Origin of the sequence: Nocardioides humilatus (assembly GCF_008373755.1) — a bacterium.
Taxonomy (GTDB): Bacteria; Actinomycetota; Actinomycetes; order Propionibacteriales; family Nocardioidaceae; genus Nocardioides; species Nocardioides humilatus.
In genome coordinates, this window is the sequence record NZ_VUJV01000003.1 from 514,959 (window position 1) to 536,305 (window position 21,347).

A 21,347-nucleotide genomic window follows, 5' to 3' on the forward strand; every position below is an offset into this window, starting at 1 on the left:
AATATGGAACATGAACCGGACGACCACCCAGCTCCTCGACGACCTCGCCGATGGCGTCGTGTCGCGGCGTCGCGGTGAGGTCGCGGAGTTCTCCAACCTGATCGCCTGGGCCGATGCCAACGTCGTGACTGATCCGGCGGGTGCGGCGACGATCCGGGATTCCTACATCGACACCGGGATGCCGATCGCCGGTCCGGGTGCACCTCTGGTGTCGGAGTTCGCGCTGCAGGAGCTGTGCGCGACGTTGGAGCGGTCTCTGGACTCGGGGCGGGAGTACGTAGGCAAGGTCGTGGAGACCGGCTGGCGGTTGCCGTCGATCACGAAGGCGGTGCTGGCGGGGAAGGTGCCGGTCTACAAGGCGCTTCGCGTTGCGGAGCGCACCCGGATGCTGTCGGAGGAGGCAGCGGCGTTCGTGGACCGCCACCTCGGCTTCGCCCTGGGTGGTTGCACCTGGACCCAGATCGACCGCGTTGTGACCGAGGCGATCACCCGGTACGACCCCGACGCGGCCGAGGAGCGGCGTCAGGACGCCGCGGACCGGCGGCACTGCACCATCGACCTCCAAGAGACCACCGACGGGGTGGTCGGCCAGTCCTCCAGCCTCGACCTCGCCGACGCCCTCGCCCTGGAAGAAGCCGTCGCCCGACGTGCCGAGGAGCTCCGCCTCTCCGGGTCCACCGACTCGTTGGACGTCCGCCGGTCCATCGCGTTGGGTGAGATCGCCCGCGGCGACCTCTCCCTCGACCTCTCCATCGCTGACCCCGAGACCGGCGAGATCAAGAAGACCTTGAAGGGCCGCACCCTCGAGCTGCGGGTCCACCTGTCCCAGGCAGCGATCACCGGCACCACTCCCAACACCGCCGTCGAGCCCGCCAACGTGGCCCGGCTGGAGAACACCCAGACTCCGATCACCGTGGAGCAGATCCGCGCCTGGGCCGCAGCTGAGGGCACCCAGATCATCGTTCGGCCGGTGATCGACCTGGCCGGCCACCATCCGATCGACTCCTACGAGATCCCCGACCGGCTGCGGTTGATCGTGGAGATGCGCGACCACCACTGCCGCGCCCCGCACTGCACCCGCCGTGCCGAACGCTGCGACCTCGACCATGTCGTGCCCCATGGCAAGGGCGGCCCGACCTGCCCCTGCAACCTCGTCCCCCTCTGCCGGCGACATCACCGCGCGAAGACTTTCGAGTTCTGGGTCTACGAGATTCTCGAACCCGGCCTCTACCTCTGGACCAGTCGGAACGGTCGAAGATTCATCGTCGGACCCCAAGGCACCCACGCCCTCGACCCACCCGTCCCCAGATATCCCGCGAACGACGAACCACCCTGGGCCGACCCCGGCTTCCCCGAACACTGACCCTTTGGTTTCGAGGCTCGCTGCGCTCGCACCTCAACCAGCGGCACGCGTCTGCCGTCGCACCTCAACCAGTGGCGGCTAGGCCCAGAGCTGGCCGTCGAGGCGGTCCTCGGCCTCGTCGATCGTGCCTTCGTAGGCGCCGGTGGAGAGGTACTTCCACCCACCGTCGGCGATGACGAACGCGATGTCGGCGGACTCACCGGCCTTGATCGCCTTGGCGGCCTGGCCGAGCGCGGCGTGCAGGATGGCGCCGGTGGAAATGCCGGCGAAAATGCCTTCGAGCTCGAGCAGCTCGCGCACCCGTCGTACGGCGTCGCGTGGGCCCACGGAGAAGCGGGAGTCGATCAGCGAAGCGTCGTAGAGCTCGGGGACGAAGCCCTCGTCGAGGTTGCGCAGGCCGTAGACCAGCTCGCCGTAGCGGGGCTCAGCAGCGACGATCTTGACCTCGGGCTTGGCGGTGCGGAAGAAGCGGGAGACGCCCATCAGGGTGCCGGTGGTGCCGAGGCCCGCGACGAAGTGGGTGATCGAGGGCAGGTCCTCGAGGAGCTCCGGACCGGTGCCCTGCTCGTGGGCGAGCGCGTTGGCAGCGTTGCCGTATTGATAGAGCATCACCCAGTCGGGGTGCTCGGCTGACATCTGCTTGGCGACCCGGACCGCCTCGTTGGAACCGCCGGCCGCCGGCGAGGAGACGATCTCGGCGCCCCACATCCGCAGGATCTGCCGGCGCTCCTCGCTGGTGTTCTCGGGCATCACGAAGACGCAGCGGTAGCCCTTGAGCTTGGCCGCCATCGCGATCGAGATCCCGGTGTTGCCCGAGGTCGGCTCAAGGATCGTGCAGCCAGGGCGGAGCAGGCCTTCCTTCTCCGCCTCTTCGACCATCCGCAGCGCCGGCCGGTCCTTGATCGAGCCGGTGGGGTTGCGGTCCTCGAGCTTGGCCCAGAGCCGCACGTCCGGAGACGGGGAGAGCTGCGGCAACCCCACGAGCGGCGTGTTGCCGACCGAGGCGAGCAGGTTGTCGTAGCGCACCATGATTAGAAGGAAGCCGCCCGCTCTACTCGATTGCCGGCTCCGCCGGCGACTGCAGGCAGTACGACGACCTGGTCGCCGTCGCTCAGCTCGGCCTCGAGGCCGCCGAGGAACCGGACGTCCTCGTCGTTGATGTAGATGTTGACGAAGCGGCGCAGGTCGCCGTCCTCGATGAGCCGTTCCTTGATGCCGGGGTGGTCGGCCTCGAGCGAGTCGATGAGCGCACTGAGGCTCGCACCGTCCGCGGAGACGGCCTTCTCGCCGCCGGTGTAGCTGCGCAGGATGGTGGGGATCCGGACCTCGATGGCCATGGCTAGGACTCGCTCCTCGTGAGAGTGGGGACGATCGTGACCTCTTCCTCGGTCACGACAGCGTCGACGATTCGATAGGACCTGAACTCCACAGGGCCGTCGTTATTCCCGTGCTCGCGTGTGCTGACGAGCACGTAGTGCGCCCCGGGCTCGCTCGCGAGGTTGATGTCGGTGACGCTCGGATAGGCCTCGGTCGCCGTGTGGGAGTGGTAGATGACGACCGGCTCCTCGTCGCGCTGGTCCATCTCCTTGTAGAGCGCCAGCAGGTCGGTGGAGTCGTATTCGTAGAACGTCGGGCTGCCGGCAGCGTTGACCATCTCGACGAACCGCTCGGCCCGGTCGCTGCCCTCGGGACCCGCGACGATGCCGCACGCCTCCACGGGGTGGTCCCGCTTGGCGTGGGCGACGATGGCGTCGAAGGTCGCCTGGTCGATGGTCAGCACCCCACCAGATTAGGGCGTCGGAGCCTGCTGCCCTGAATCGAGGTCAGGCGACGGACTTGACGACCGACTTGGCCTGGAGACGCTCCCGCGTGGGCCACCTCACGTCGCGCACCCAACCGAACTTCTCGAGGATCCAGATGATCCGCGCCGAGGTGTCGAACTGGAAGCGCTTCACGCCGTGGCGGGCGCTCGTCGGGTCGGCGTGGTGGAGGTTGTGCCACGACTCGCCGCCGGACGGGATCGCGAGCCACCAGACGTTGCCGGACTTGTCGCGGGACCGGAACGGACGCTCGCCGACGACGTGGCAGATCGAGTTGATCGACCAGGTGACGTGGTGGAGGAGCCCGATGCGGACCACGGTGCCCCAGAAGAACGAGGTGAGCGCGCCCTGCCACGACCAGGTGAGGAGGAAACCGGCGAGCGGGGGCAGCAGGATCGAGACGAGCACCCACATCCAGAACATCCGCGAGATGCGCACCAGGTCGCGGTCCTTGGCGAGGTCGGGTGCGTATTGCTCGATGTTGGTCTGCTCGGAGTCGAAGAGCCAGCCCATGTGGGCCCAGAAGAAGCCCTTGGTCAAGCCACGCAGCGAGGTGCCGTAGCGCCAGGGCGAGTGCGGGTCGCCGTCGCGGTCGGAGAACTTGTGGTGCTTGCGGTGGTCGGCGACCCAGCGGATCACGGGCCCCTCGATCGCCATCGAGCCGAGCACCGCGAGGACGTTCTTGACGACCCGGTTGGGCTTGAACGACTTGTGGGTGAAGAGGCGGTGGTAGCCGACGGTGATCCCGTGCAGGGTCAGGCCGTACATCAGGAACGTGATGACCACGTCGTGCCAGCCCAGCCACCCGCCCCACGCGACCGGGATGGCCGCCAGGAAGGCGATGAACGGCACCGCGATGAAGGAGCCGAGCGCGATGCGCTCCCGGAGGGACTGGACGTCCTCACCGAGGGTCACTCGCTCTGCCACCGGGGCCGGCTGGTCTGCGTGGTCTGTCGCGCTCATCGGGGTCCAGCCTAATCGAGCGAACGGACCACTTTCGCCGGGTTGCCGACCGCGAGAACACGGGCAGGTAAATCCTTGGTGACGACCGATCCGGCGCCCACCACCGTGTCGGCTCCGATGGTCACGCCGGGGAGCACGATGATGCCTCCACCGAGCCAGACGTTGTCGCCGATGGTGATCGGCAAGGCCCCTTCCCACTTGTCGCGCCGAGGTCCGGGCTCGAGCGGGTGGGTGGGGGTGAGGAGCTGGACGTGCGGCCCGATCTGCACGTCGTCGCCGATGGTGATCGTCGCGACGTCGAGGGCGGTGAGGCCGTAGTTGGCGAAGACCCGCGCCCCGACCCTGATCCGGTCGCCGTAGTCGACGTGGAAGGGCGGCCGGATCTCGGTCTCCTCCCCCACCTCATCCAGCAACTCCTCGAGGATCTGTCTGCGCAGGCCGGGGTCCTCGGCCGAGGACGAGTTGTAGGCGGCCATCAGTCGCTGGGCCCGGACCTGGTCGGCGGCGATCTCCTCGTCGGTGATGTAGGGGTCACCGGCGAGCATCCGCTCCTTCATGCTGCGCTCGTCCATGCGCTCGTCCCTGTGCTCGTCCGTCATCTGGTCGAGCCTGCCACCCGGTAGCGACGTTCGGGCCGGCCGGTGCCGCCGTAGCGCAGCCGCACCTCGGCGGCGCCGGTGTCGACGAAGTGCTCGAGGTAGCGCCGCGCGGTCACTCGCGACAGCCCGACGGCCTCGGCAGCCTCCGATGCGGAGATCTCCCCCGCCTGGCGAGCCGCGGCCAGCACCAGGTCGGCGGTCTCGGGGCTGAGCCCCTTCGGGAGCACGACCGGTACGTCGACCGAGGCCCGTCCGGCCCCGAAGGCGTGATCGATCGCGGCCTGGTCGACGGGGACCTCGCCGTCATCGGCCGGGAGGCTGGCCAGAGCTGCAGCGACCTGGCGCAGCCGGTCGGCCAGGTCGTCGGCTTCGAAGGGCTTGACGAGGTACTGCATCGCGCCGCCGTGGAGGGCTGCCCGGACCGCGGCCGCGCCGCGCTCGGCCGTGACCATCACCACCGCCACGCCGCTGCCCCGGGCCCGCAGCCGCTCCAGCACCTCGAGCCCGGACAGGTCGGGCAGGTGCACGTCGAGCAGCACGATGTCGGGATCGAGCGAGGCCACCAGGTCGAGCGCCTCGCCGCCGGTGCGCGCCGTGCCCGCGACCTCGAAGCCGGCGGTGCGCTCCACGAACGCCGTGTGGATCCGCGCCACCATGAAGTCGTCGTCGACGATGAGCACCCGGATCACGGTCGGTCATCCTTCCCGACAGCGATATCCAGGGGGAAGGTCACCAGGAGCTCGGCACCACCGGTGTCGGCTGCCTGGAGCGTGACCTCGCCGCCGCGCTGGGAGCAGATCAGCCGGACCAGGGGCAGGCCGAGCCCGCGACCTCCGAGCACCTCGGGCTTGGACGAGTAGCCCCGCACGAAGACCGCCTCCCGTTGGTCGTCGGGCACTCCCGGGCCGTTGTCGCGGACCCGCACCCGCACGACGTCGTGGTCCTCCAGCACCCACAGCTCCACGAGCGAGTCGTCGACGCCGGCGCACGCGTCGACCGCGTTGTCGACCAGGTTGCCGAGGACGGTCGTCAGGTCGGCGACCTCGTCGGCGGCGAGGTCCGGGAGCCGGGACCCCGGGTCGAGCTCGAGCGTCACCCCGCGCTCCTCGGCGACCGCGTGCTTGGCGATGACCAGCGCAGCCACGGCCGGGTCGTGCAGCCGCTTCGACACGTGTTGCGCGATCTCGGCCCGGTGCCGGGTGAGGGTGCCGACGAGGGCGGCCACCTCGTCGTACTCACCGAGCTGGACCAGCCCCGAGATCGTGTGGAGCCGGTTGTCGAACTCGTGGGTCTGCGCACGGAGGGTGTCGGTGATGGAGAGGTTGGAGCTGAGCTGGCTCTGCAGCGAGACCAGCTCGGTGCGGTCGCGCAGGGTGGTCACCGTGCCGATGCCGCGGCCGTCGGAGGAGGCATCGCCGCGGTTGAAGACGACGACGCGCGTGCCGACCAGGGCGACCGCGTCGCGGACCTCCGCGCCCTCACCCGTCAGCAGCGCCACCACGTGCGGGTCGAGGCCGAGGTCGGCGACCGGTCGACCGACGGGCTCCGGACCGGCGTCGAGGCCGAGGGTGGTGCGCGCGGCATCGTTCATCGCGGTCACCCGACCGTCGGTCCCGACGCCGACGACGCCCTCGCGGATCGCGTGGAGGAGCGCTTCGCGATGGTCGGCGAGGTGCGCGAGCTCTGTGGTGCCGAGGCCGCGCGTGCTGCGTCGCACCATCCGCGCGACGCCCCAGGTGCCGGCCAGCCCCAGCAGTGCTCCCAGACCGAGGAAGAGCGCGAGGTCCGGAGCAGCGCCCACGACCTGGTCGGCGACCGAGGGATAGGTCTCCTCGGCCGCCACGATCCCGAGCAGCGTGCCGTCCTCGGCGATGATCGGCGCGTGGCCCGTCACCGACCGGTCACCGCCGGTCTCGACGTCGCCGGTCCAGCCGACACCGTCCAACGCGTCACTGTCGCCGAGCGCCGCCCGGCCACCGACGCGACTGGGATCCGTCGCGGCCACAACCACGCGGTCCGGCGTCACGATCATGACGTCGGTCGCGCTCGACAGGCTCGCCCCTCGATCGGCCGACGGGGCGAGGGCCCGGGCCAAGCCCTCCGGTGAGTCCTTGCCGTTCTCCACGCGGACCAGGGCGCGGCGGACGACGGGCAGCGTGGCGACGTACTCAGCCACCGACCGCATCTGCGTGCCGTGCTCGTCGGCGAAGTCGCTGTTGGACTGGCGGACGCTCAAGAAGCCGACCGACACGAGCAGCAGCGCGATCACGACGAGCTGCAGCACCAGCACCTTGCCCGCCAGCGTGAGCTCGCCGCGACGCCATCGGTGTTTCGACAGGCTCAACAACCGAGAGGCCAGCGTGACCACAACGTCCACAACCTCCTTTGCGTTCGCAAGAGTGACGGCCGCCACAGCTCGCAGACATGCTGGCACGGATCGAACGTGACGCCCGTCACGCGCCCCATTCCCTGCATCTTCGTGGAGGTTCCCATGCATCGGAGTCGGCTGCTCGCCGTACTCGCTGCGGCCGTGGTCCTCGTGCTCGTCGCGAGCGGTTGCGGTGTCACCCGCGGCTCCGACGACCCGAGCAACCGTCGGCTGCGGATGATGATCCCCAACAGCGCAGGTGGCGGTTATGACCTCACCGGACGCGCCGCCGTACGCGCCCTGGAGGAGAACGACCTCACCGGTCGCTTCGAGGTCAGCAACGTGATCGGCGCCAGCGGCACCGTCGCGATGCAGCGCCTGCTCAACGAGGAGGGCGCCGACGACCTCGTCATGACGATGGGGCTCGGCGTCGTCGGGGCGGTCTACACCAACAAGTCCGAGGCGACGCCCACCCGGATGACCCCGATCGCGCGACTGATCGAGGAGCAGGAGGGCGTCCTGGTGCCCGCGGACTCGCCCTTCAAGACGATCGACGACCTGGTCGCGGCGTGGCAGGACGACCCCGATTCCGTGACCGTCGGCGGCGGCTCGAGCCCGGGCGGACCCGACCACCTCTTCCCGATGCAGCTGGCCGCCGAGGTCGCCATCGACCCCAACGACGTCAAGTACATCTCCTACGACGGCGGCGGCCCGCTCACCGCGGCGCTGCTCGGCGAGAAGATCGAGGTCGGCATGTCCGGGCTCGGCGAGTTCTCCGGCCAGATCGCCAACGGCGACCTCCGGGTCCTGGCGGTCTCCGGCGACGAGCGCCTCGAGGGCATCGACGCCCCGACGCTGACCGAGGCCGGGATCGACCTGGTCTTCACCAACTGGCGCGGCGTCCTCGCCCCGCCGGGCATCAGCGACGAGCAGCGCGACTACCTGATCGACCTCTTCACCGACATGCACGACACCGACGAGTGGCGTGAGGCGCTGGCCGACAACGGCTGGATCGACAGCTTCGCCACTGGAGACGAGTTCGCGGCGTTCCTCAAGGAGCAGGACAGCCGCGTGGCCGACACCCTCGAGGAGCTGGGACTGTCATGAGCACCACCACATCCACCCCACCGGAGGCGGGCGCCCGCCCGTTGATCGACCGAGCGCAATACGGCCTCGCGGCCTTCCTCGTGCTCACCGGCGGCTACGTCCTCTACGACGCCAGCGGCCTCGAGGAGGGCTTCGCCGACCAGCCGGTCCAGCCGTACGCCGTCAGCTACGTCGTCGGAGCGATCCTGGTCCTGCTCGGTGTGCTGCTCGGCATCGCGACGGCGCGCGGGGACCTCCCGGAGTCCGACGAGGGCGAGGACATCGACCTCACCCAGGGCACCGACGTGCGGACCGTCGCACTGCTGGCCGCCGTGCTCGTCGCCAACATCGCGCTGATCAACGTCCTGGGCTGGGCGATCACCGGGGCACTGCTCTTCGTGGGCGCCACCCAGGCCCTCGGGAGCCGCACGCTGGTGCGCGACGTCTGCGTGGGCGTCGCCCTGTCGGTCGGCTCCTGGTACGCCTTCTACGTGGGGCTCGGCGTGCCGATCCCCGCCGGCATCCTGGACGGAGTGCTCTGACATGGACCTGCTTCTCGAGGGCTTCCAGCAGGCCCTGACCCCCACCAACCTGCTCTTCGCCTGCCTCGGTGTCATCCTCGGCACGGCCGTCGGTGTGCTGCCCGGCATCGGCCCGGCCATGGCGCTGGCGCTGCTGCTCCCGGTGACCTACTCGGTCGGCCCGGACAGCGCGATCATCATGTTCGCCGGCGTCTACTACGGCGGCATGTACGGCGGATCCACCACCTCGATCCTGCTCAACACCCCCGGCGAGTCCTCGTCGGTCGTGACGGCGATCGAGGGCAACAAGATGGCGAAGAAGGGCCGGGCCGCCCAAGCCCTCGCGACCGCCGCGATCGGCTCGTTCGTCGCCGGCACGATCGGGACCGTCCTGCTGTGGATCCTCACGCCGCGGGTGTCCGACCTCGTGGTCAAGCTCGGTGCGCCGTCCTACTTCGCCCTCATGCTGCTGGCTTTCATCGCGGTCACGACGGCCCTGGGCTCCTCGAAGCTGCGCGGTTTCATCGCGCTCTTCCTCGGCCTCGCGATCGGGCTCGTCGGCACCCAGACGGGGCAGGCTCGGCTCACCTTCGGTGAGGCCAAGCTGGCCGACGGCATCGACATCGTCGTCGTCGCGGTGGCGATCTTCGCGGTCGGCGAGGCTCTCTGGGTGGCCGCGCACCTGCGTCGCAAGCCGCTCGAGATCATCCCCGTCGGACAGCCGTGGATGGGCCGTGAGGACTGGAAGCGGTCGTGGAAGCCGTGGCTGCGCGGCACGGCCTTCGGGTTCCCGTTCGGCGCGCTTCCCGCCGGCGGTGCCGAGGTGCCGACCTTCCTCTCCTACCTGACCGAGAAGAAACTGTCGAAGCACCCCGAGGAGTTCGGCAAGGGCGCGATCGAGGGCGTCGCTGGACCCGAGGCCGCCAACAACGCCTCGGCCGCCGGCACCCTGCTGCCCCTGCTCACGCTCGGCCTCCCCACGACCGCGACCGCCGCGATCATGCTGTCGGCGCTGACGAGCTACGGCATCCAGCCCGGCCCGCTGCTGCTCGACAACGAGCCCGGCCTGGTCTGGGCGCTGCTCGCCAGCCTCATCATCGCCAACGCGCTGCTGCTGGTGATCAACCTGCCGCTCGCGCCGCTGTGGGCCAAGCTGCTGCGCATCCCGCGGCCGCAGCTCTACGCGGGCATCTTGTTCTTCGCCTGCCTGGGCGCCTACAGCGTCAACTTCCAGGCCTTCGACCTGGTGCTGCTGCTGAGCTTCGGAGTGCTCGGCTTCGCGATGCGCCGCTTCGGCGTGCCGGTGTTGCCGCTCATCGTCGGGGTGATCCTCGGGCCCAAGATGGAGGCACAGCTGACCGAGGCGCTCGCGATCTCCAGCGGCGATGTCAGCACGTTGTGGAGCGAGCCGGTCGCGGTGGTGGTCTACGTCGTGATCGCGATCCTGCTCGCTGCCGTCGCGGTCAACGGCCTGCGCCGGCCGGCCGCCCCGGAACCCATCGGCCCCGAGGTCGAGGACGAGAAGGAACTGGTGGAGCGATGAGCATCGTGGTCGCCTACAGCCCCGACATCTACGGCCGGGCCGCGTTGGACCACGCGGTCGGCCTGGCCCGCAAGGAGGGCAGCCGGCTCATCGTCGTCAACGCCACCCGCGGTGACACCCTCGTCGATGCCCGGTTCGCACCCGACGCCGACATCGCGGCGGTGCAGGCGGGCCTCGAGGCCGAGGGCCTGGAGGTCACGGTGCTGCACGACGTCGTACCGGACGTCGCGGAGGCGGTCGTCTCCGCTGCCGCCGACGCGGACGCCGACCTCGTGGTCGTGGGTGTGCGGCACCGCACGCCGGTCGGCAAGCTCCTGCTCGGCAGCATCGCGCAACGGGTGATCCTCGACGCGCACTGCCCGGTGCTGGCGGTCAAGCCGTCAGGGCGTGGATGAGGGTCTCCTGGAGGTAGCCCAGCCACTCGTAGATGTGGTGGGCCTGGCCGCGGGGGTCGTCGTCGGGGAGGGAGTACCAGTAGTCCTCGTCCCCCTCCTCGACCTCGAGCCGGGTGCCGAGCGCGAGCCGGAGGTCGGTGAGCGCTCGCATCCAGACCTCGGCGGTCGGACCGTCCATCTCCACGTCGATCGTCAGCTCCTCCTCGGTCGGCTCGGTCGGCAGACCGGCCTCCTCGAGGGTGTCGATGATCGTCGCGGCGGCACGGGACTTGCCGTCGCGCAACGTGCTCTCGGTGAACCGTCGGAACTCCGCAGCGGCGTCGACCTCGTCGGCGCCGTAGGCGTCGGGGAACAGCCGGGCGAGCACCGGATCCTCAGGCAGCGTCGTCGGTCCGGAGAAGTCGGCGAAGAGCCGCTCGAGCGGATCGGCGCTCTCGGTCGGGATCGCCGCCTCGTTGTGCAGCAGCTCGATCAGCTGGGCCGCGAGCGACCGCAGCAGGTCGGCCTCGAAGCCCGAGAGCGTCGCGATGATGTGCTTGCTCCGGCGGTGCCGGACGAATCCCGCCATCGAGTCTCGGCTCCCGTCACTCGCTCTTGGAAAGAGTCGCCCAGAGGCCGTACTCGTGCATCGCCTGCACGTCGCGCTCCATCTCCTCGCGCGACCCGCTGCTCACCACCGACTTGCCGTCCTGGTGCACCTCGAGCATCAGCTTCTCCGCCTTCTTCTTCGAGTAGCCGAAGTACTTCTGGAACACGAAGGTGACGTAGGACATCAGGTTGACCGGGTCGTTCCACACCACCGTCACCCACGGGGTGTCGACCAGCGTGATCCCCTCGGTGACGAGGTCCGGATCCGCAGTCACAGGGCTCGCGGTCGACACGACGCCCATCGTGACACAGCGGCGAGGGCGACTCGGCAGGGCCACTCCCCAATAACTGTTTGACAGTACGACGACCACATGATCCACTACTCCCCAACAGTTCTTTGATGGTTGGCCCGAGGGGCTCAGGAGGCGTGATGGGTGACGAGGAGATCAGCTCGCTGCGAGCAGCGGCACACCCGCTGCGGTTACGGATGCTGTCGTTGCTGACGGCAAGCGCGATGAGCGCGGCGGAGGTGGCGCGCGAGCTCGACGTCACTCACGCCAACGCGTCCTACCACCTGCGCCTCCTCCACGACGCCGGGCTGATCATCGTCGAGGGCGAGGAGCGGATCCGGGGCGGCGTGGCCAAGCGCTACCGCTACTCGATCGACCACCCGGAGCCCAAGCCGTCCACCACCGACCTCGAGGGCGACGTGCGCGCGATGAGCAGCGAGCTGCTGCGCCGGATCGTCCACCGCAAGCCGGGGCGCGGCAACTTCACCGATGCCGAGCTCTGGGTCTCCGAGGAGACCTGGCAGCAGGCGCTCGAGCTCGTCACCCAGGGCTCGCGCCTCATCCACGAGCAGGCCCAGAAGCCGCGGACCGCGGGCACGATCCTCGTCAACCTCAGCGTCGCCGCCTTCGAGATGGAGCAGTCATGAAAGGTCCCGCCCTCGCGCCGCTGCGCGACCGCCGCTTCCGGTGGTACTTCTCCTCCCGCGCCGTCGACCTGCTCGGCGACATCATGGGCAGCGTGGCGCTGGTCTTCGCGGTCCTCGAGGTCAGCGACTCCCCCAGCGCGCTCGGCATCGTCCTCGCGGCCCACAGCATCCCGATGGTCATGTTCGTCCTCATCGGCGGCGTCCTCGCCGACCGGTTCGGCCGCACCGCGATCATCCAGCTGAGCAACGTCACCGCCGGCGTCACCGCCCTAGCGATCGCGGCGCTGATCCTGAGTGGCAACGCCGAGATCTGGCAGCTCGCCCTGCTCACGGCCGTCAACGGCGTCGCGGCCGCCGCCAACCAGCCCGCACTCGCCGGGCTGCTCCCCCAGCTCGCCCCGGAGGGCGCGCTCCAGCAGGCCAACGCCCTCAACGGACTGCTCCGCAACATCTCGCTCGTCGTCGCACCGGCCCTGGCCGGCGCCCTGGTCGTCGGTGTCGGACCGGGCTGGGCGATCGCGATCAACGGCGCGACCTACTTCGTCTCCGCCGCGCTCCTCCTCCCGATCAAGCTCCCGCCGCCGCCGGCCCGCAAGGGCGGCGACAGCATCGTCAAGGACCTGCGCACCGGCTGGGGCTTCTTCCGCAAGACAACCTGGCTCTGGGTGATCGTGCTGGCCTTCGGCATGCTCAACGCGCTGGCCAGCGGCGGCTTCAGCACCCTCGGCCCGGCGCACGCCAAGGCGAGCGAGATCGGCATCCACGGCTGGGCACTGATCCTCTCGGCCGGTGCGGCCGGCCTGGTCACCACCTCGATCGTCTTCCTCCGCGTGCCGCTGCGACGCCCGCTCCTCTACGGCATGCTCGGCTGCGCCGTCTACGCCGGCCAGATGATCGCCCTCGGCTCGACGACCGAGCTCTGGGTGCTGCTCATCGCGGCGTTCGTCGGCGGCGCCGGCATCGAGATCTTCGGTCTCGGCTGGGAGCTCGCGATGCAGGAGCACGTGCCCTCCGACATGCTGTCGCGGGTCTACTCCTACGACATGCTCGGCTCGTTCGTCGCGATCCCCGTCGGCCAGCTCGCGTTCGGTCCGCTCGGTGCGAATTTCGGGCTCCAGCGCATGATCCTGATCGCCGGCGTGGCCTACTTCGCGATCTCGTTGCTGACGCTCGTGTCGCGGTCGGTGCGCTCGATGACCCGGACCCCGGCTACGAGCACCACGTCCGTGCCAGTGTCGTGACGACGTTGAAGTTGCGGTTGGTGGCGACCACGCCCAACGCCTTCTCGATGCCCCACGGGTCGACCTTGCCCGCCTCGTAGCCCTCCCCCAGCAGCAGGTGCGCAGCACGGCCGCGCACGACGACCTGGTCGGCGGCACCGTCCTTGGCCAGGAGCGCGTCGAGCCGGTCCTTCGTGGGCTCGTCCTTGAGCAGGTAGAGGTAGTGCCGCTCGAGGTCAGGCCGGTTGAGCTCCTCGGCATCGGCAGCGACCGCCGCCAGCTCGGCCTGCGTGAAGGCGATGGTCGGTACGGCGAAACCGGCTCGCTCGAGGTAGGCCGCCTCCAGCGCCGCCTCGACCTTGGCCCGCGACCGCATCCCTGTGGTGAGCCGCACGTTGCCGGTGTTGATGTAGGTCGCGACGTCGGTCGCCCCCGCGGCCTCGGTCGCAGCCGCGATGTCGCCCTTCGGGAATTTCCGGTTAGGGCCGAGGTTGATCGCTCGCAGGAACGCCACGTAGGTCGGCATGCCGCTCAGTATCGCGAAGGCGACCGACAAGGCCCGGCGGGAGCTTCGCGCTGAGCCCGGCCCACTGCCGGACCAGCCCAGCCGCCGCGCGCTCGTCCGGCCCGGGAAGGGAGCCGATCTTCGAGCCGTGGTTGCCCTCCGGCGCGTAGTAGCGCACGCACTCCCTCGCCTCACCCGTCTCCCCGCAGGAGAACGGCTCGGCGGACCAGGGGTCCAGCTCGCCGTACACGAAGAGCATCCGTGACGCCCGCTTCCGCACCCACCGGTCGACGTCGGGCATCGCGGTGGCGTCGTGGACGAGCGGTTCGAGGTCATCGGGGACGAAGGTCGCCGGCACGTCGTGGCCGGGGTAGCGCAGCAGGTCCGCGATCGGCGCCTCGTAGGGCGCGGGCGCGCCCAGCTGAGTCGCGGCCTGGTAGTAGTACGGCACGTAGTAGCGGGTGTCCTCGTCGGTCAGGAAGTACCAGCCGAGCACGCTGTCGACCCACTCCCAGATGTCCTGGTCAGTGGCGGCCGCGCCTGGCACCTCGGGACAGGCCGCCTCGGCGGGCTGGTACTGCCAGAAGGCGAAGTAGGTCTCGATGGCGGCGACCTCGACCGCGCGGTCCGCGCCGCCGACGAGCGAGAGGTGCGTCCCGTTGGTGCCGACCGTCTTCTCGAGCTTCGCCACGAACCAGTCGCGGTCCTCGAGGATCCGGCGCTGCACGGCCACCAGGTCGGCCCGGCAGTCGGCGAACGCCTCTCCCCCGACGTTGGCGAGGAAGTCGGCGTAGGCGTCGTCCTCGTCGTCGACGACGTCGTTGGGCGCGACATAGGCGACCGTGCCGGCCACGTCGCCCGGGTAGAACCGCCGGTGGTAAGTCATCGTCATGCCGCCCTTGGAGGCGCCCGTCGACAGCCATGGCCGGCCGTAGATCTGCTTCAGCCCCCGCACCACCAGGTGCACGTCGGCGGCCGCCTGACGGATCGTGAGCTGGCGAGCCCAGCGGGGGCGGTCGGGGCGTGAGGGCCGGAAGAAGCGGTGCTCGAGGTCGAGCTGGTTGCCCCGGACCAGCTGGGTCACCTCGTTGGGTCCGGTGCCCTGCCAGGAGCGCAGCCCGTAGCCGGAGGTCGCGAGCACGAGCGGACGGTCCGTGCCGCGGTGGAGCAACGTCCCCCGCAGCCGGAAGTGTCGCCCGTCCGGATGGTCGTGGTCGACCGGCAGACGGAACCAGATCCGGAAGAACCGCGTGCCCTTCGGCCCGAACCCCGGCACCTCGGTGACCGAGTCGACGACCCCGAGGCGCTCGATGCGCGCCTCCAGTCCGAGCCGGTGGTGGGCAGCACGCGTGACGGTCGGCGCGCCCACGCTGCCGTACGACGGCGCGGGACCCAGCGGCACGACAAGGGCCGTGACGAGGAGGACTGCGCAGAGGAGCGCGCCGAGCGACGAGCGGCGTCCGAGACCGGTGAACACCGCCCCAGTGTTACAGGATCGATCCCCGCCGGCGGCCGTTCGCGACCCAGGTCCGGTAGCGGTCGTCCAGCCGGGGATCCCATGCGGCACTGCCACCCCAGGCCCCGCCACGCGCGCTGACGCCGCGCAGCCCGGCCCACCGTCGAATGAGCCGCTCAGCCGCGTCACGCTGCGCCGTGCGCAGCTCGCCGATGACCGCACCGTGGGTGCCGTGCGGCACCACGAGCCGCACGCACGACCGCTCCTGCGCGTCGGCGCCGCAGCGGAAGGGCTCGGCCGACCACGGATCGTCCTGCCCGTCGATGAACATCATCCGGCGCGCATCGGTGCGCACCCACGCGTCGATGTCGACCATCGCGTCGGGATCGAAGGCCGCCGGCTTCATCCAGGGAGGAAGGATGTTGGCAGGAGTGTCCGCGCCCGGGTAGCGGAGCAGGTCACGGAGCGGGCGCTCGTAGGGCTGCGGACCGCCGATCTGAGTCGCTGCCTGGAAGTGGTAGGGCAGCGAGTAGTAGCGGCGCTGGTCGGCGAGGTTGCCCCACGCCTCGACGCTGCCCGCGTAGCGCCACACCTGGGCGTTGGACATCCGCTTGGCGATCGGCACGTCCTTGCAGGCGCGCTCGCCCCAGTACTGCCAGTAGGCGAAGTACATGTCGACGACCGAGGCTTCGAAGCCGCGATCGAGGCTGCCGACGTAGTCCCACGTGAGCGACTTCTCGGCGGAGAAGCGAGAGAGCCGGCCGCGGAACCAGCCCCGGTCGGTGAGCATCCGGCGCTGCAGCGCGACCAGCCGGCTGCGGCAGTCGGCGAGGTCCTTGCCGCCGATCTCGGCCAAGAACGTCGGGTAGGCGTCGACGTCATCGACGACGTCGTTGGGAGCGACGTAGGCGATCGTCGCGTTGACGTCGGTCGGGTAGAACCTGCGGAAGTACGTCGCCGCCATGCCGCCCTTGGAGTCGCCGGTGCTGAGCCAGTTGCCGTCGTAGAGGTGACGGAACGCGGAGACGACGCGATGGTCGTCGTCGGCGACCTGACGGATCGTCAGCTGGGTCCCCCAATCGGGGTGCTTCGGCAGTGACGGCGAGAAGAAGCGGTGCTCGATGTCGAGCTGGTTGCCATCGACGATCCGGGTGACCTCGGAGCGATAGGGGTCGTCCCACAGCCGGTAGCCGGAGGTCTCCACGACGGTAGGCCGGTCGAAGCCGCGGTGGAGGAGGTTGACCCGCAACTCGAAGGTCGGGTACTGCGGATCGGCGTAATCGACCGGGACCGACACCTTGATCCGGAAGAAGCGGGTGCCCCGCGGAGCGTTCTTGACCTCAGTCACGTGGGTGACGATCGGGATCGCGCGGATCTCGTCGAGGAGCGACGCCCGCTTCTGCACGGGCGCGGGTGCGACGACGGCGGGTTGCGGGCTCGCCGACGACGCCGACGGCGGTGCAACCAGGACCGCAAGCCCGAGCGTGACGGCCGTGGCGCCCGCAAGCGCGCGCAGCAAGCCGAACAATTCATTCCCCCATGCAGAGCCGTCCCGAGATACCTGGGCTCAACGCGCGAACCGCCGTGGCGTCACGTGTGCCCGTGTCAGCCAGGAGGTCTCACGACGACTTGCGGACCGCCCACTCCCTGATCCGGTCGATCCGCGCCTTCAGCTGCTCGCCATTGGCGATCGCGGCCGCTGGCCCGCCACATTCCTTGCGCAGCGCCGCGTGGGTCACGCCGTGCGGCTGTCCGGTGCGGTGGTTCCACGCAGCGACGAGGCCGTTGAGCTCGCGGCGCATGACGGCGAGCTGCTCGTGGGTGGTCACCTGCTCCACGGAGTCCGCGGCGGCCGCCACGGGTCGCCGCGGCTTGGAGCGGCTGGCCTGGCGTTGCTGGAGCAGCTCCTTCATCTGGGAGGGCTCGAGCAGGCCGGGGATGCCGAGGAAGTCCATCTCCTCGTCGGAACCGACGTGGACCTCGCCCTCGTGACCGAAGGCGGCGCCGTCATAGAGCGCGTGGTCGAAGCGGGCCTGCGAGCCGAGTGCCTCGAACGGACCAGAAAGAAGGTCCGCGGAGGCTGCATCGTTGGGCTCCCCCGCCTGAGCGCGCGCCAGCATGTCGTCCTCAGCGGCGAAGATGTCGCCGTCGTCGGTGACCTTGCGACCCAGCACGTGGTCACGCTGCACCTCGAGCTCGGAGGCGAAACCGAGCAGCCGCGGCACCGACGGCAAGAAGACCGACGCGATCTCGCCCCGGGTCCGCGCCCGCACGAACCGTCCGACCGCCTGGGCGAAGAAGAGCGGCGTCGAGGTGGTGGTGGCGTAGACGCCGACGGCCAGGCGCGGCACGTCCACCCCCTCCGACACCATGCGTACGGCGACCAGCCAGCGACCGTCGCCCGCACTGAACTCGGAGATCTTCTTCGACGCGGCCTTCTCGTCGGAGAGCACCACCGTGACGGACTCGCCCGTGATGGCCTTCAACAGCTTCGCGTAGGCACGCGCGGAGGTCTGGTCGGTCGCGATGACGAGGCCACCGGCATCGGGCACGTGGCGCCGTACCTCCGAGAGCCGCTTGTCGGCTGCCTGCAGCACCGACGGCATCCACGACCCGGCGGGGTCGAGCGCGGTGCGCAAGGCCTGCGCGGTCAGGTCCTTGGTGAGCGGCTCGCCCAGGCTGGCGGCGACCTCGTCGCCGGCCCGGGTGCGCCACTGCATCTCCCCGGAGTAGGCGAGGAAGAGCACCGGCCGGACCACATGGTCGGCGAGGGCCTCGGCGTAGCCGTAGGTGTAGTCCGGGACCGAGCGCGGCACGCCGTCGTCACCGGGCGCATAGGTCACGAACGGGATCGGGTTGATGTCGGACCGGAAGGGCGTGCCGGTCAGGGCGAGCCTGCGAGCGGCCGGCTCGAAGGCCTCGCGCACGCCCTCGCCCCAGGTCAGCGCGTCACCGGCGTGGTGGATCTCGTCGAGGATGACCATGGTCTTGAAGCGCTCGGTGCGGATACGCAACGCGAGCGGGTTGACGCCGACGCCGGCATAGGTGACAGCGACGCCGACGTAGTCGCTGCTGATCTTGCCGCTGCCCGCCGAGTAGGTCGGGTCGATCGGCAGCCCGGCCTTTGCCGCCGCCTCCGCCCACTGGAGCTTGAGGTGCTCGGTGGGCGCGACGATGATCAGCCGGTCGACCTGGCGGCGCCCGAGCAGCTCGGCAGCGACCGACAACGCGAAGGTCGTCTTGCCGGCGCCCGGCGTCGCGACGGCGAGGAAGTCACGCGGCGAGCGTTCGAGGTAGTCGCGCATCGCCGCCGCCTGCCACGCGCGGAGGGAGGTCGCCGTGCCCCAGGCTGCTCGCTCCGGCCAGGCCGGCCCGAGCGACGACAGGGGCAGGGCCTCTTCGGGCCCCGTCACTCCCCGGAGCCCGGGTCGGACGGACCGTCGGACAGGCCCTCCCAGATCTCCTTGCAGTCCGGGCAGACGGGGAACTTCTCCGGGGCCCGGCTGGGCACCCAGACCTTCCCGCACAGAGCCACCACGGGGGTGCCCATGACCATCGCCTCGGTGAGCTTGTCCTTGTCGACGAAGTGCGAGAAGCGCTCGTGGTCACCCTCGTCGGTCGGGACGGTACGGCGGTCCTCGCGGACATCCGTTTCTGTCGAGAAGCCGATCGTGGTCACCGGCGCAGACTATCGGAGGCTCAGTTCAATTCTGGATCCGCGGGCCGCGTCGCGTGCAGCGCGAGATCGCCCGGCTGGCGACGCATCACGTCGCGCCACAGCTCACGGGTGTCGAGCCGGAAGACGTCGTCGGCGCGGCCGGCGACGACGTACCAGCTGCCCTCCTCGACCTCGGCCTGGAGCTGTCCGGCGCCCCAGCCGGCGTAGCCGGCGAAGATGCGCAACCGCTCCACGGTGCCGACGACGAGCTCGGCCGGCGTGTCGAGGTCGAGCAGCCCGAGCCGGTCGGTGACCGACCGGAAGCCGACCGTTTCCTCGCTCCCAGGCACGGCGAGTGCGACGGCCAGCGCGCCGTCGGTCGAGACCGGACCGCCCTGGAAGAGGACCTCCGGCTCCTCGACCACGTCGCCCCAGTCGCCGAGCACCTCGGAGACCGGCAGGGCGCTGGGCCGGTTGAGCACCACGCCGAGCGCACCCTCCTCGTTGACGTCGAGGAGCAGGATCACCGTGTCGACGAAGTTGGGGTCGAGCAACGCGGCCGTCGCCACGAGCAGCTGCCCGGCACGGAGGTCGCCGACCATCGGGTTCACTCCCCCATCATCCCCAATCGCCCCACACACCGGGAAGGCACGGGTGCCGGAAAGGCAACAGCCCCGGGCCGACACACGGGAGGGAGAGTGGTGTCGGACCCAGGGCTGTTGCGGGGAGTCCCGGCTGGGAGGAGCCGGGTCGTCAATCAGGCAGCGACGACGGCACGCAGCCGGTCGATGATGCTGCCGCGGGGAGCCGCGTCCTCGACCTTGTCGAGGGCAGGGATGCCCACCGCGGTCGTACGGGCGCGCGACTCGATCTTCGCGCCGACCGCCTGGCCCTCCTCGCGGGCGACGGAGGCCATGCCGGCCATCGCTGCGAGGTAGTGGTGCTCCTTGGAGGTGAACCGCGCGACGGCCTGGGCCATCGTGTCGTCCGCCGGGTGGTCGCGGTAGTGGTCGATGATCGCGCGGACGCCGGGCAGTTCCTCCTGCGCGCGGGCCCAGCCGGCGGTGACGCCGGACTCGAGGTCCATCGGCTGCGGAGCGAGCTCGGCCTCGATGTGGCCCGCGAGGCGCGTGTGCCACTTCAGCTGCAGGGCGCCGAGCAGGTCGAGCTCGTCGCGGAAGAATTCCGAAACGCCATCGACGTCCATCGGGAGGATTCCGTCCCGACGAACCGCCGAGGCGGCGATCACGGCGCGAAGAGTCTCGCCCCGGTTGTGAAAGGCCTTCCAGGTCATGGTCAGCTCCTTACTGGTTGTAACGGCAGCCAGTCCCCCCGAAGGAACAAGCCAACTTGTCGGCGTCATGGGGGGCCCGGAGTGGTCCGGACCGCCGACATACCGTTGGTACGTACTTAGAGTATGCGTCCGAACCGGGGTAGGCCCAACACCTGCGTGCGTGATGCGGACCACCCGAATTGCCCGAAAGTACGGGGGTTTCGCCTACCTGAGCGCAGCATGTGTCGTGCCTCATTGACGCCCGTCACATCTGAGGGCGATGAACGTGATGCACGACATACGCCACGACATATGCTGACCCGCGTGGCCAAGGCTTCCGTGTCGAAACTGGTCCCCAAGGTGCCGAGCGTCGCCGGGGCGACCCGCAGGGCGGCGTACTCCGCCTCGACCAAGCGCGCGCTCATCGACGTCGCCGAGGAACGGTTCACCGAAGCCGGCTACGCGTCCGCCTCGCTCGACGCCATCGTCTCCGGCGCCCGGGTGACCAAGGGCGCGCTCTACCACCACTTCTCGGGCAAGCAAGCGCTCTTCGAGGCCGTCTTCGAACGGGTCGAGCAGGACGCGTCCAAGCGCATTCAGAAGGCCCTCAAGGGCAAGAAGGACCCGTGGAACAAGGCGCGCGAGGGTCTCCGCGCGTTCCTCGTCGTCGTCCAGGAGCCCGCCTACCGCCGGATCGTCATCCAGGAGGGCCCCGCGGTGCTCGGCTACGAGCGCTACCGCGAGCAGGAGGAGCGCTCGACCTTCGCCAACGTGCTCGAGATCGTCCGGTCGGTGCTCGAGGCGGGCAAGTGGGAGCTCGACGACCCGATGGTCCAGACCTACGCGCGGATCTTCTTCGGCGCGATGTCCTCGGCCGGCGAGTCGGTCGCCTCAGCACTCGACCCGGAGGAGGCCGCCGTCCGCGTCGAGGGCGCGGTCGCCTTCCTGCTGGCCGGCGTCCAGCTCATGGTCGAGAACGGCCTCCCGCTCCCCAACGCACTCGCGGCCGTCCCCGGTGGGGACGACCGTGAGAACTAGGCGCGAGAAACTAG

At 69.9% G+C, this 21,347-nt stretch carries 24 protein-coding genes; 8 read left to right on the top strand and 16 right to left on the bottom strand.

What is annotated here, in order from left to right; genetic code table 11:
* Positions 1 to 10 precede the first annotated feature (10 nt).
* Positions 11 to 1,363, top strand: a complete 1,353-nt coding sequence (locus F0U44_RS10295; RefSeq protein WP_149728201.1) for an HNH endonuclease signature motif containing protein — start codon at positions 11 to 13, stop codon at positions 1,361 to 1,363.
* A gap of 78 nt (positions 1,364 to 1,441) precedes the next feature.
* On the opposite strand, the gene F0U44_RS10300 is transcribed toward F0U44_RS10295, so the two are convergent.
* The 7 genes from F0U44_RS10300 to F0U44_RS10330 are packed head-to-tail and all read right to left on the bottom strand — an operon-like array spanning position 1,442 to position 7,122.
* On the bottom strand, positions 1,442 to 2,389 hold the full coding sequence (locus F0U44_RS10300) for a PLP-dependent cysteine synthase family protein (RefSeq protein WP_149729000.1): 948 nt from the start codon (positions 2,387 to 2,389) through the stop codon (positions 1,442 to 1,444).
* 5 nt (positions 2,390 to 2,394) lie between these two features.
* Positions 2,395 to 2,700: a MoaD family protein gene (locus F0U44_RS10305; protein ID WP_149728202.1), complete on the bottom strand. Its 306-nt coding sequence runs from the start codon at positions 2,698 to 2,700 to the stop codon at positions 2,395 to 2,397.
* Positions 2,701 to 2,702: 2 nt separating this feature from the next.
* Positions 2,703 to 3,143 carry a M67 family metallopeptidase gene (locus F0U44_RS10310; protein WP_149728203.1) on the bottom strand — a complete coding sequence of 147 codons (441 nt, stop codon included), beginning with the start codon at positions 3,141 to 3,143 and terminating at the stop codon, positions 2,703 to 2,705.
* Positions 3,144 to 3,186: 43 nt separating this feature from the next.
* Complete coding sequence (locus F0U44_RS10315) at positions 3,187 to 4,146, bottom strand: acyl-CoA desaturase (protein ID WP_149728204.1); 960 nt, start codon at positions 4,144 to 4,146, stop codon at positions 3,187 to 3,189.
* An 11-nt stretch (positions 4,147 to 4,157) separates the two neighbouring features.
* Positions 4,158 to 4,745 (bottom strand): sugar O-acetyltransferase, encoded by a 588-nt coding sequence (locus tag F0U44_RS10320; RefSeq protein ID WP_246160412.1) that lies wholly within the window; start codon positions 4,743 to 4,745, stop codon positions 4,158 to 4,160.
* Positions 4,742 to 5,434 (bottom strand): response regulator, encoded by a 693-nt coding sequence (locus F0U44_RS10325; RefSeq protein WP_149728205.1) that lies wholly within the window; start codon positions 5,432 to 5,434, stop codon positions 4,742 to 4,744. Before F0U44_RS10325 ends, F0U44_RS10320 begins: the two co-directional genes overlap by 4 nt.
* On the bottom strand, positions 5,431 to 7,122 hold the full coding sequence (locus F0U44_RS10330; protein WP_223163639.1) for a sensor histidine kinase: 1,692 nt from the start codon (positions 7,120 to 7,122) through the stop codon (positions 5,431 to 5,433). The genes F0U44_RS10325 and F0U44_RS10330 overlap by 4 nt, the downstream gene beginning before the upstream one ends.
* Before the next feature lie 114 nt (positions 7,123 to 7,236).
* Here F0U44_RS10330 and F0U44_RS10335 point away from each other — a divergent pair, with 114 nt between their 5' ends.
* Genes F0U44_RS10335 through F0U44_RS10350 form a run of 4 tightly spaced genes read left to right on the top strand, consistent with a single transcriptional unit; the run spans position 7,237 to position 10,658 of the window.
* The gene (locus F0U44_RS10335; RefSeq protein ID WP_149728207.1) at positions 7,237 to 8,220 is read left to right on the top strand and encodes a Bug family tripartite tricarboxylate transporter substrate binding protein; all 984 of its coding nucleotides are present in this window, start codon (positions 7,237 to 7,239) and stop codon (positions 8,218 to 8,220) included.
* Positions 8,217 to 8,741 carry a tripartite tricarboxylate transporter TctB family protein gene (locus F0U44_RS10340; RefSeq protein WP_149728208.1) on the top strand — a complete coding sequence of 175 codons (525 nt, stop codon included), beginning with the start codon at positions 8,217 to 8,219 and terminating at the stop codon, positions 8,739 to 8,741. Before F0U44_RS10335 ends, F0U44_RS10340 begins: the two co-directional genes overlap by 4 nt.
* Before the next feature lies 1 nt (position 8,742).
* Positions 8,743 to 10,263: a tripartite tricarboxylate transporter permease gene (locus F0U44_RS10345; RefSeq protein ID WP_149728209.1), complete on the top strand. Its 1,521-nt coding sequence runs from the start codon at positions 8,743 to 8,745 to the stop codon at positions 10,261 to 10,263.
* A complete protein-coding gene (locus F0U44_RS10350) occupies positions 10,260 to 10,658 on the top strand; it encodes a universal stress protein (RefSeq protein ID WP_149728210.1) in 399 nt (132 codons plus the stop codon). The genes F0U44_RS10345 and F0U44_RS10350 overlap by 4 nt, the downstream gene beginning before the upstream one ends.
* Here the strand turns inward: F0U44_RS10350 and F0U44_RS10355 are convergent.
* Together F0U44_RS10355 and clpS are read right to left on the bottom strand one after the other, a co-directional pair.
* Positions 10,636 to 11,226 carry a DUF2017 domain-containing protein gene (locus F0U44_RS10355; RefSeq protein ID WP_149728211.1) on the bottom strand — a complete coding sequence of 197 codons (591 nt, stop codon included), beginning with the start codon at positions 11,224 to 11,226 and terminating at the stop codon, positions 10,636 to 10,638. The two genes, F0U44_RS10350 and F0U44_RS10355, sit on opposite strands and share 23 nt — an antisense overlap.
* A 16-nt stretch (positions 11,227 to 11,242) precedes the next feature.
* Positions 11,243 to 11,539: an ATP-dependent Clp protease adapter ClpS gene (gene clpS / locus F0U44_RS10360; protein WP_438616486.1), complete on the bottom strand. Its 297-nt coding sequence runs from the start codon at positions 11,537 to 11,539 to the stop codon at positions 11,243 to 11,245.
* 137 nt (positions 11,540 to 11,676) lie between these two features.
* Between clpS and F0U44_RS10365 the strand changes: the two genes are divergently transcribed.
* Positions 11,677 to 12,183, top strand: coding sequence for an ArsR/SmtB family transcription factor (locus F0U44_RS10365; RefSeq protein ID WP_149728213.1), 507 nt, complete (start codon positions 11,677 to 11,679; stop codon positions 12,181 to 12,183).
* Positions 12,180 to 13,424 (top strand): MFS transporter, encoded by a 1,245-nt coding sequence (locus tag F0U44_RS10370; RefSeq protein WP_149728214.1) that lies wholly within the window; start codon positions 12,180 to 12,182, stop codon positions 13,422 to 13,424. Before F0U44_RS10365 ends, F0U44_RS10370 begins: the two co-directional genes overlap by 4 nt.
* Here F0U44_RS10370 and F0U44_RS10375 read toward each other — a convergent pair.
* The 7 genes from F0U44_RS10375 to F0U44_RS10405 all read right to left on the bottom strand — a co-directional run bounded on the left by F0U44_RS10375 (position 13,393) and on the right by F0U44_RS10405 (position 20,316).
* Positions 13,393 to 13,929, bottom strand: a complete 537-nt coding sequence (locus tag F0U44_RS10375; protein WP_149728215.1) for a DUF1697 domain-containing protein — start codon at positions 13,927 to 13,929, stop codon at positions 13,393 to 13,395. The genes F0U44_RS10370 and F0U44_RS10375 overlap by 32 nt on opposite strands.
* Complete coding sequence (locus tag F0U44_RS10380; RefSeq protein WP_188113417.1) at positions 13,883 to 15,385, bottom strand: S28 family serine protease; 1,503 nt, start codon at positions 15,383 to 15,385, stop codon at positions 13,883 to 13,885. Before F0U44_RS10380 ends, F0U44_RS10375 begins: the two co-directional genes overlap by 47 nt.
* Positions 15,386 to 15,395: 10 nt before the next feature.
* Complete coding sequence (locus tag F0U44_RS10385) at positions 15,396 to 16,883, bottom strand: S28 family serine protease (RefSeq protein WP_188113418.1); 1,488 nt, start codon at positions 16,881 to 16,883, stop codon at positions 15,396 to 15,398.
* A 100-nt stretch (positions 16,884 to 16,983) separates the two neighbouring features.
* A complete protein-coding gene (locus tag F0U44_RS10390; protein WP_149728218.1) occupies positions 16,984 to 18,777 on the bottom strand; it encodes a DEAD/DEAH box helicase in 1,794 nt (597 codons plus the stop codon).
* Complete coding sequence (locus F0U44_RS10395) at positions 18,774 to 19,043, bottom strand: DUF3039 domain-containing protein (protein ID WP_149728219.1); 270 nt, start codon at positions 19,041 to 19,043, stop codon at positions 18,774 to 18,776. The genes F0U44_RS10390 and F0U44_RS10395 overlap by 4 nt, the downstream gene beginning before the upstream one ends.
* A 20-nt stretch (positions 19,044 to 19,063) precedes the next feature.
* Positions 19,064 to 19,624, bottom strand: a complete 561-nt coding sequence (locus tag F0U44_RS10400) for a YqgE/AlgH family protein (protein ID WP_149729002.1) — start codon at positions 19,622 to 19,624, stop codon at positions 19,064 to 19,066.
* Positions 19,625 to 19,779: 155 nt separating this feature from the next.
* Positions 19,780 to 20,316 carry a hypothetical protein gene (locus F0U44_RS10405; protein ID WP_149728220.1) on the bottom strand — a complete coding sequence of 179 codons (537 nt, stop codon included), beginning with the start codon at positions 20,314 to 20,316 and terminating at the stop codon, positions 19,780 to 19,782.
* Between the two features lie 303 nt (positions 20,317 to 20,619).
* Here F0U44_RS10405 and F0U44_RS10410 point away from each other — a divergent pair, with 303 nt between their 5' ends.
* Positions 20,620 to 21,333 (top strand): TetR/AcrR family transcriptional regulator, encoded by a 714-nt coding sequence (locus F0U44_RS10410; RefSeq protein ID WP_149728221.1) that lies wholly within the window; start codon positions 20,620 to 20,622, stop codon positions 21,331 to 21,333.
* Positions 21,334 to 21,347: the final 14 nt, after the last annotated feature.

Bases quoted from the DNA above. Each gene is read 5' to 3' on its own strand.
- F0U44_RS10345 (WP_149728209.1), top strand. From the start codon at position 8,743: ATGGACCTGCTTCTCGAGGGCTTCCAGCAGGCCCTGACCCCCACCAAC.
- F0U44_RS10320 (WP_246160412.1), bottom strand. From the start codon at position 4,745: ATGACGGACGAGCACAGGGACGAGCGCATGGACGAGCGCAGCATGAAG.
- F0U44_RS10375 (WP_149728215.1), bottom strand. From the start codon at position 13,929: ATGCCGACCTACGTGGCGTTCCTGCGAGCGATCAACCTCGGCCCTAAC.
- F0U44_RS10355 (WP_149728211.1), bottom strand. From the start codon at position 11,226: ATGGCGGGATTCGTCCGGCACCGCCGGAGCAAGCACATCATCGCGACG.
- F0U44_RS10405 (WP_149728220.1), bottom strand. From the start codon at position 20,316: ATGACCTGGAAGGCCTTTCACAACCGGGGCGAGACTCTTCGCGCCGTG.
- F0U44_RS10305 (WP_149728202.1), bottom strand. From the start codon at position 2,700: ATGGCCATCGAGGTCCGGATCCCCACCATCCTGCGCAGCTACACCGGC.
- F0U44_RS10335 (WP_149728207.1), top strand. From the start codon at position 7,237: ATGCATCGGAGTCGGCTGCTCGCCGTACTCGCTGCGGCCGTGGTCCTC.
- F0U44_RS10340 (WP_149728208.1), top strand. From the start codon at position 8,217: ATGAGCACCACCACATCCACCCCACCGGAGGCGGGCGCCCGCCCGTTG.
- F0U44_RS10365 (WP_149728213.1), top strand. From the start codon at position 11,677: ATGGGTGACGAGGAGATCAGCTCGCTGCGAGCAGCGGCACACCCGCTG.
- F0U44_RS10400 (WP_149729002.1), bottom strand. From the start codon at position 19,624: ATGGTCGGCGACCTCCGTGCCGGGCAGCTGCTCGTGGCGACGGCCGCG.
- F0U44_RS10295 (WP_149728201.1), top strand. From the start codon at position 11: ATGAACCGGACGACCACCCAGCTCCTCGACGACCTCGCCGATGGCGTC.
- F0U44_RS10370 (WP_149728214.1), top strand. From the start codon at position 12,180: ATGAAAGGTCCCGCCCTCGCGCCGCTGCGCGACCGCCGCTTCCGGTGG.
- F0U44_RS10350 (WP_149728210.1), top strand. From the start codon at position 10,260: ATGAGCATCGTGGTCGCCTACAGCCCCGACATCTACGGCCGGGCCGCG.
- F0U44_RS10315 (WP_149728204.1), bottom strand. From the start codon at position 4,146: ATGAGCGCGACAGACCACGCAGACCAGCCGGCCCCGGTGGCAGAGCGA.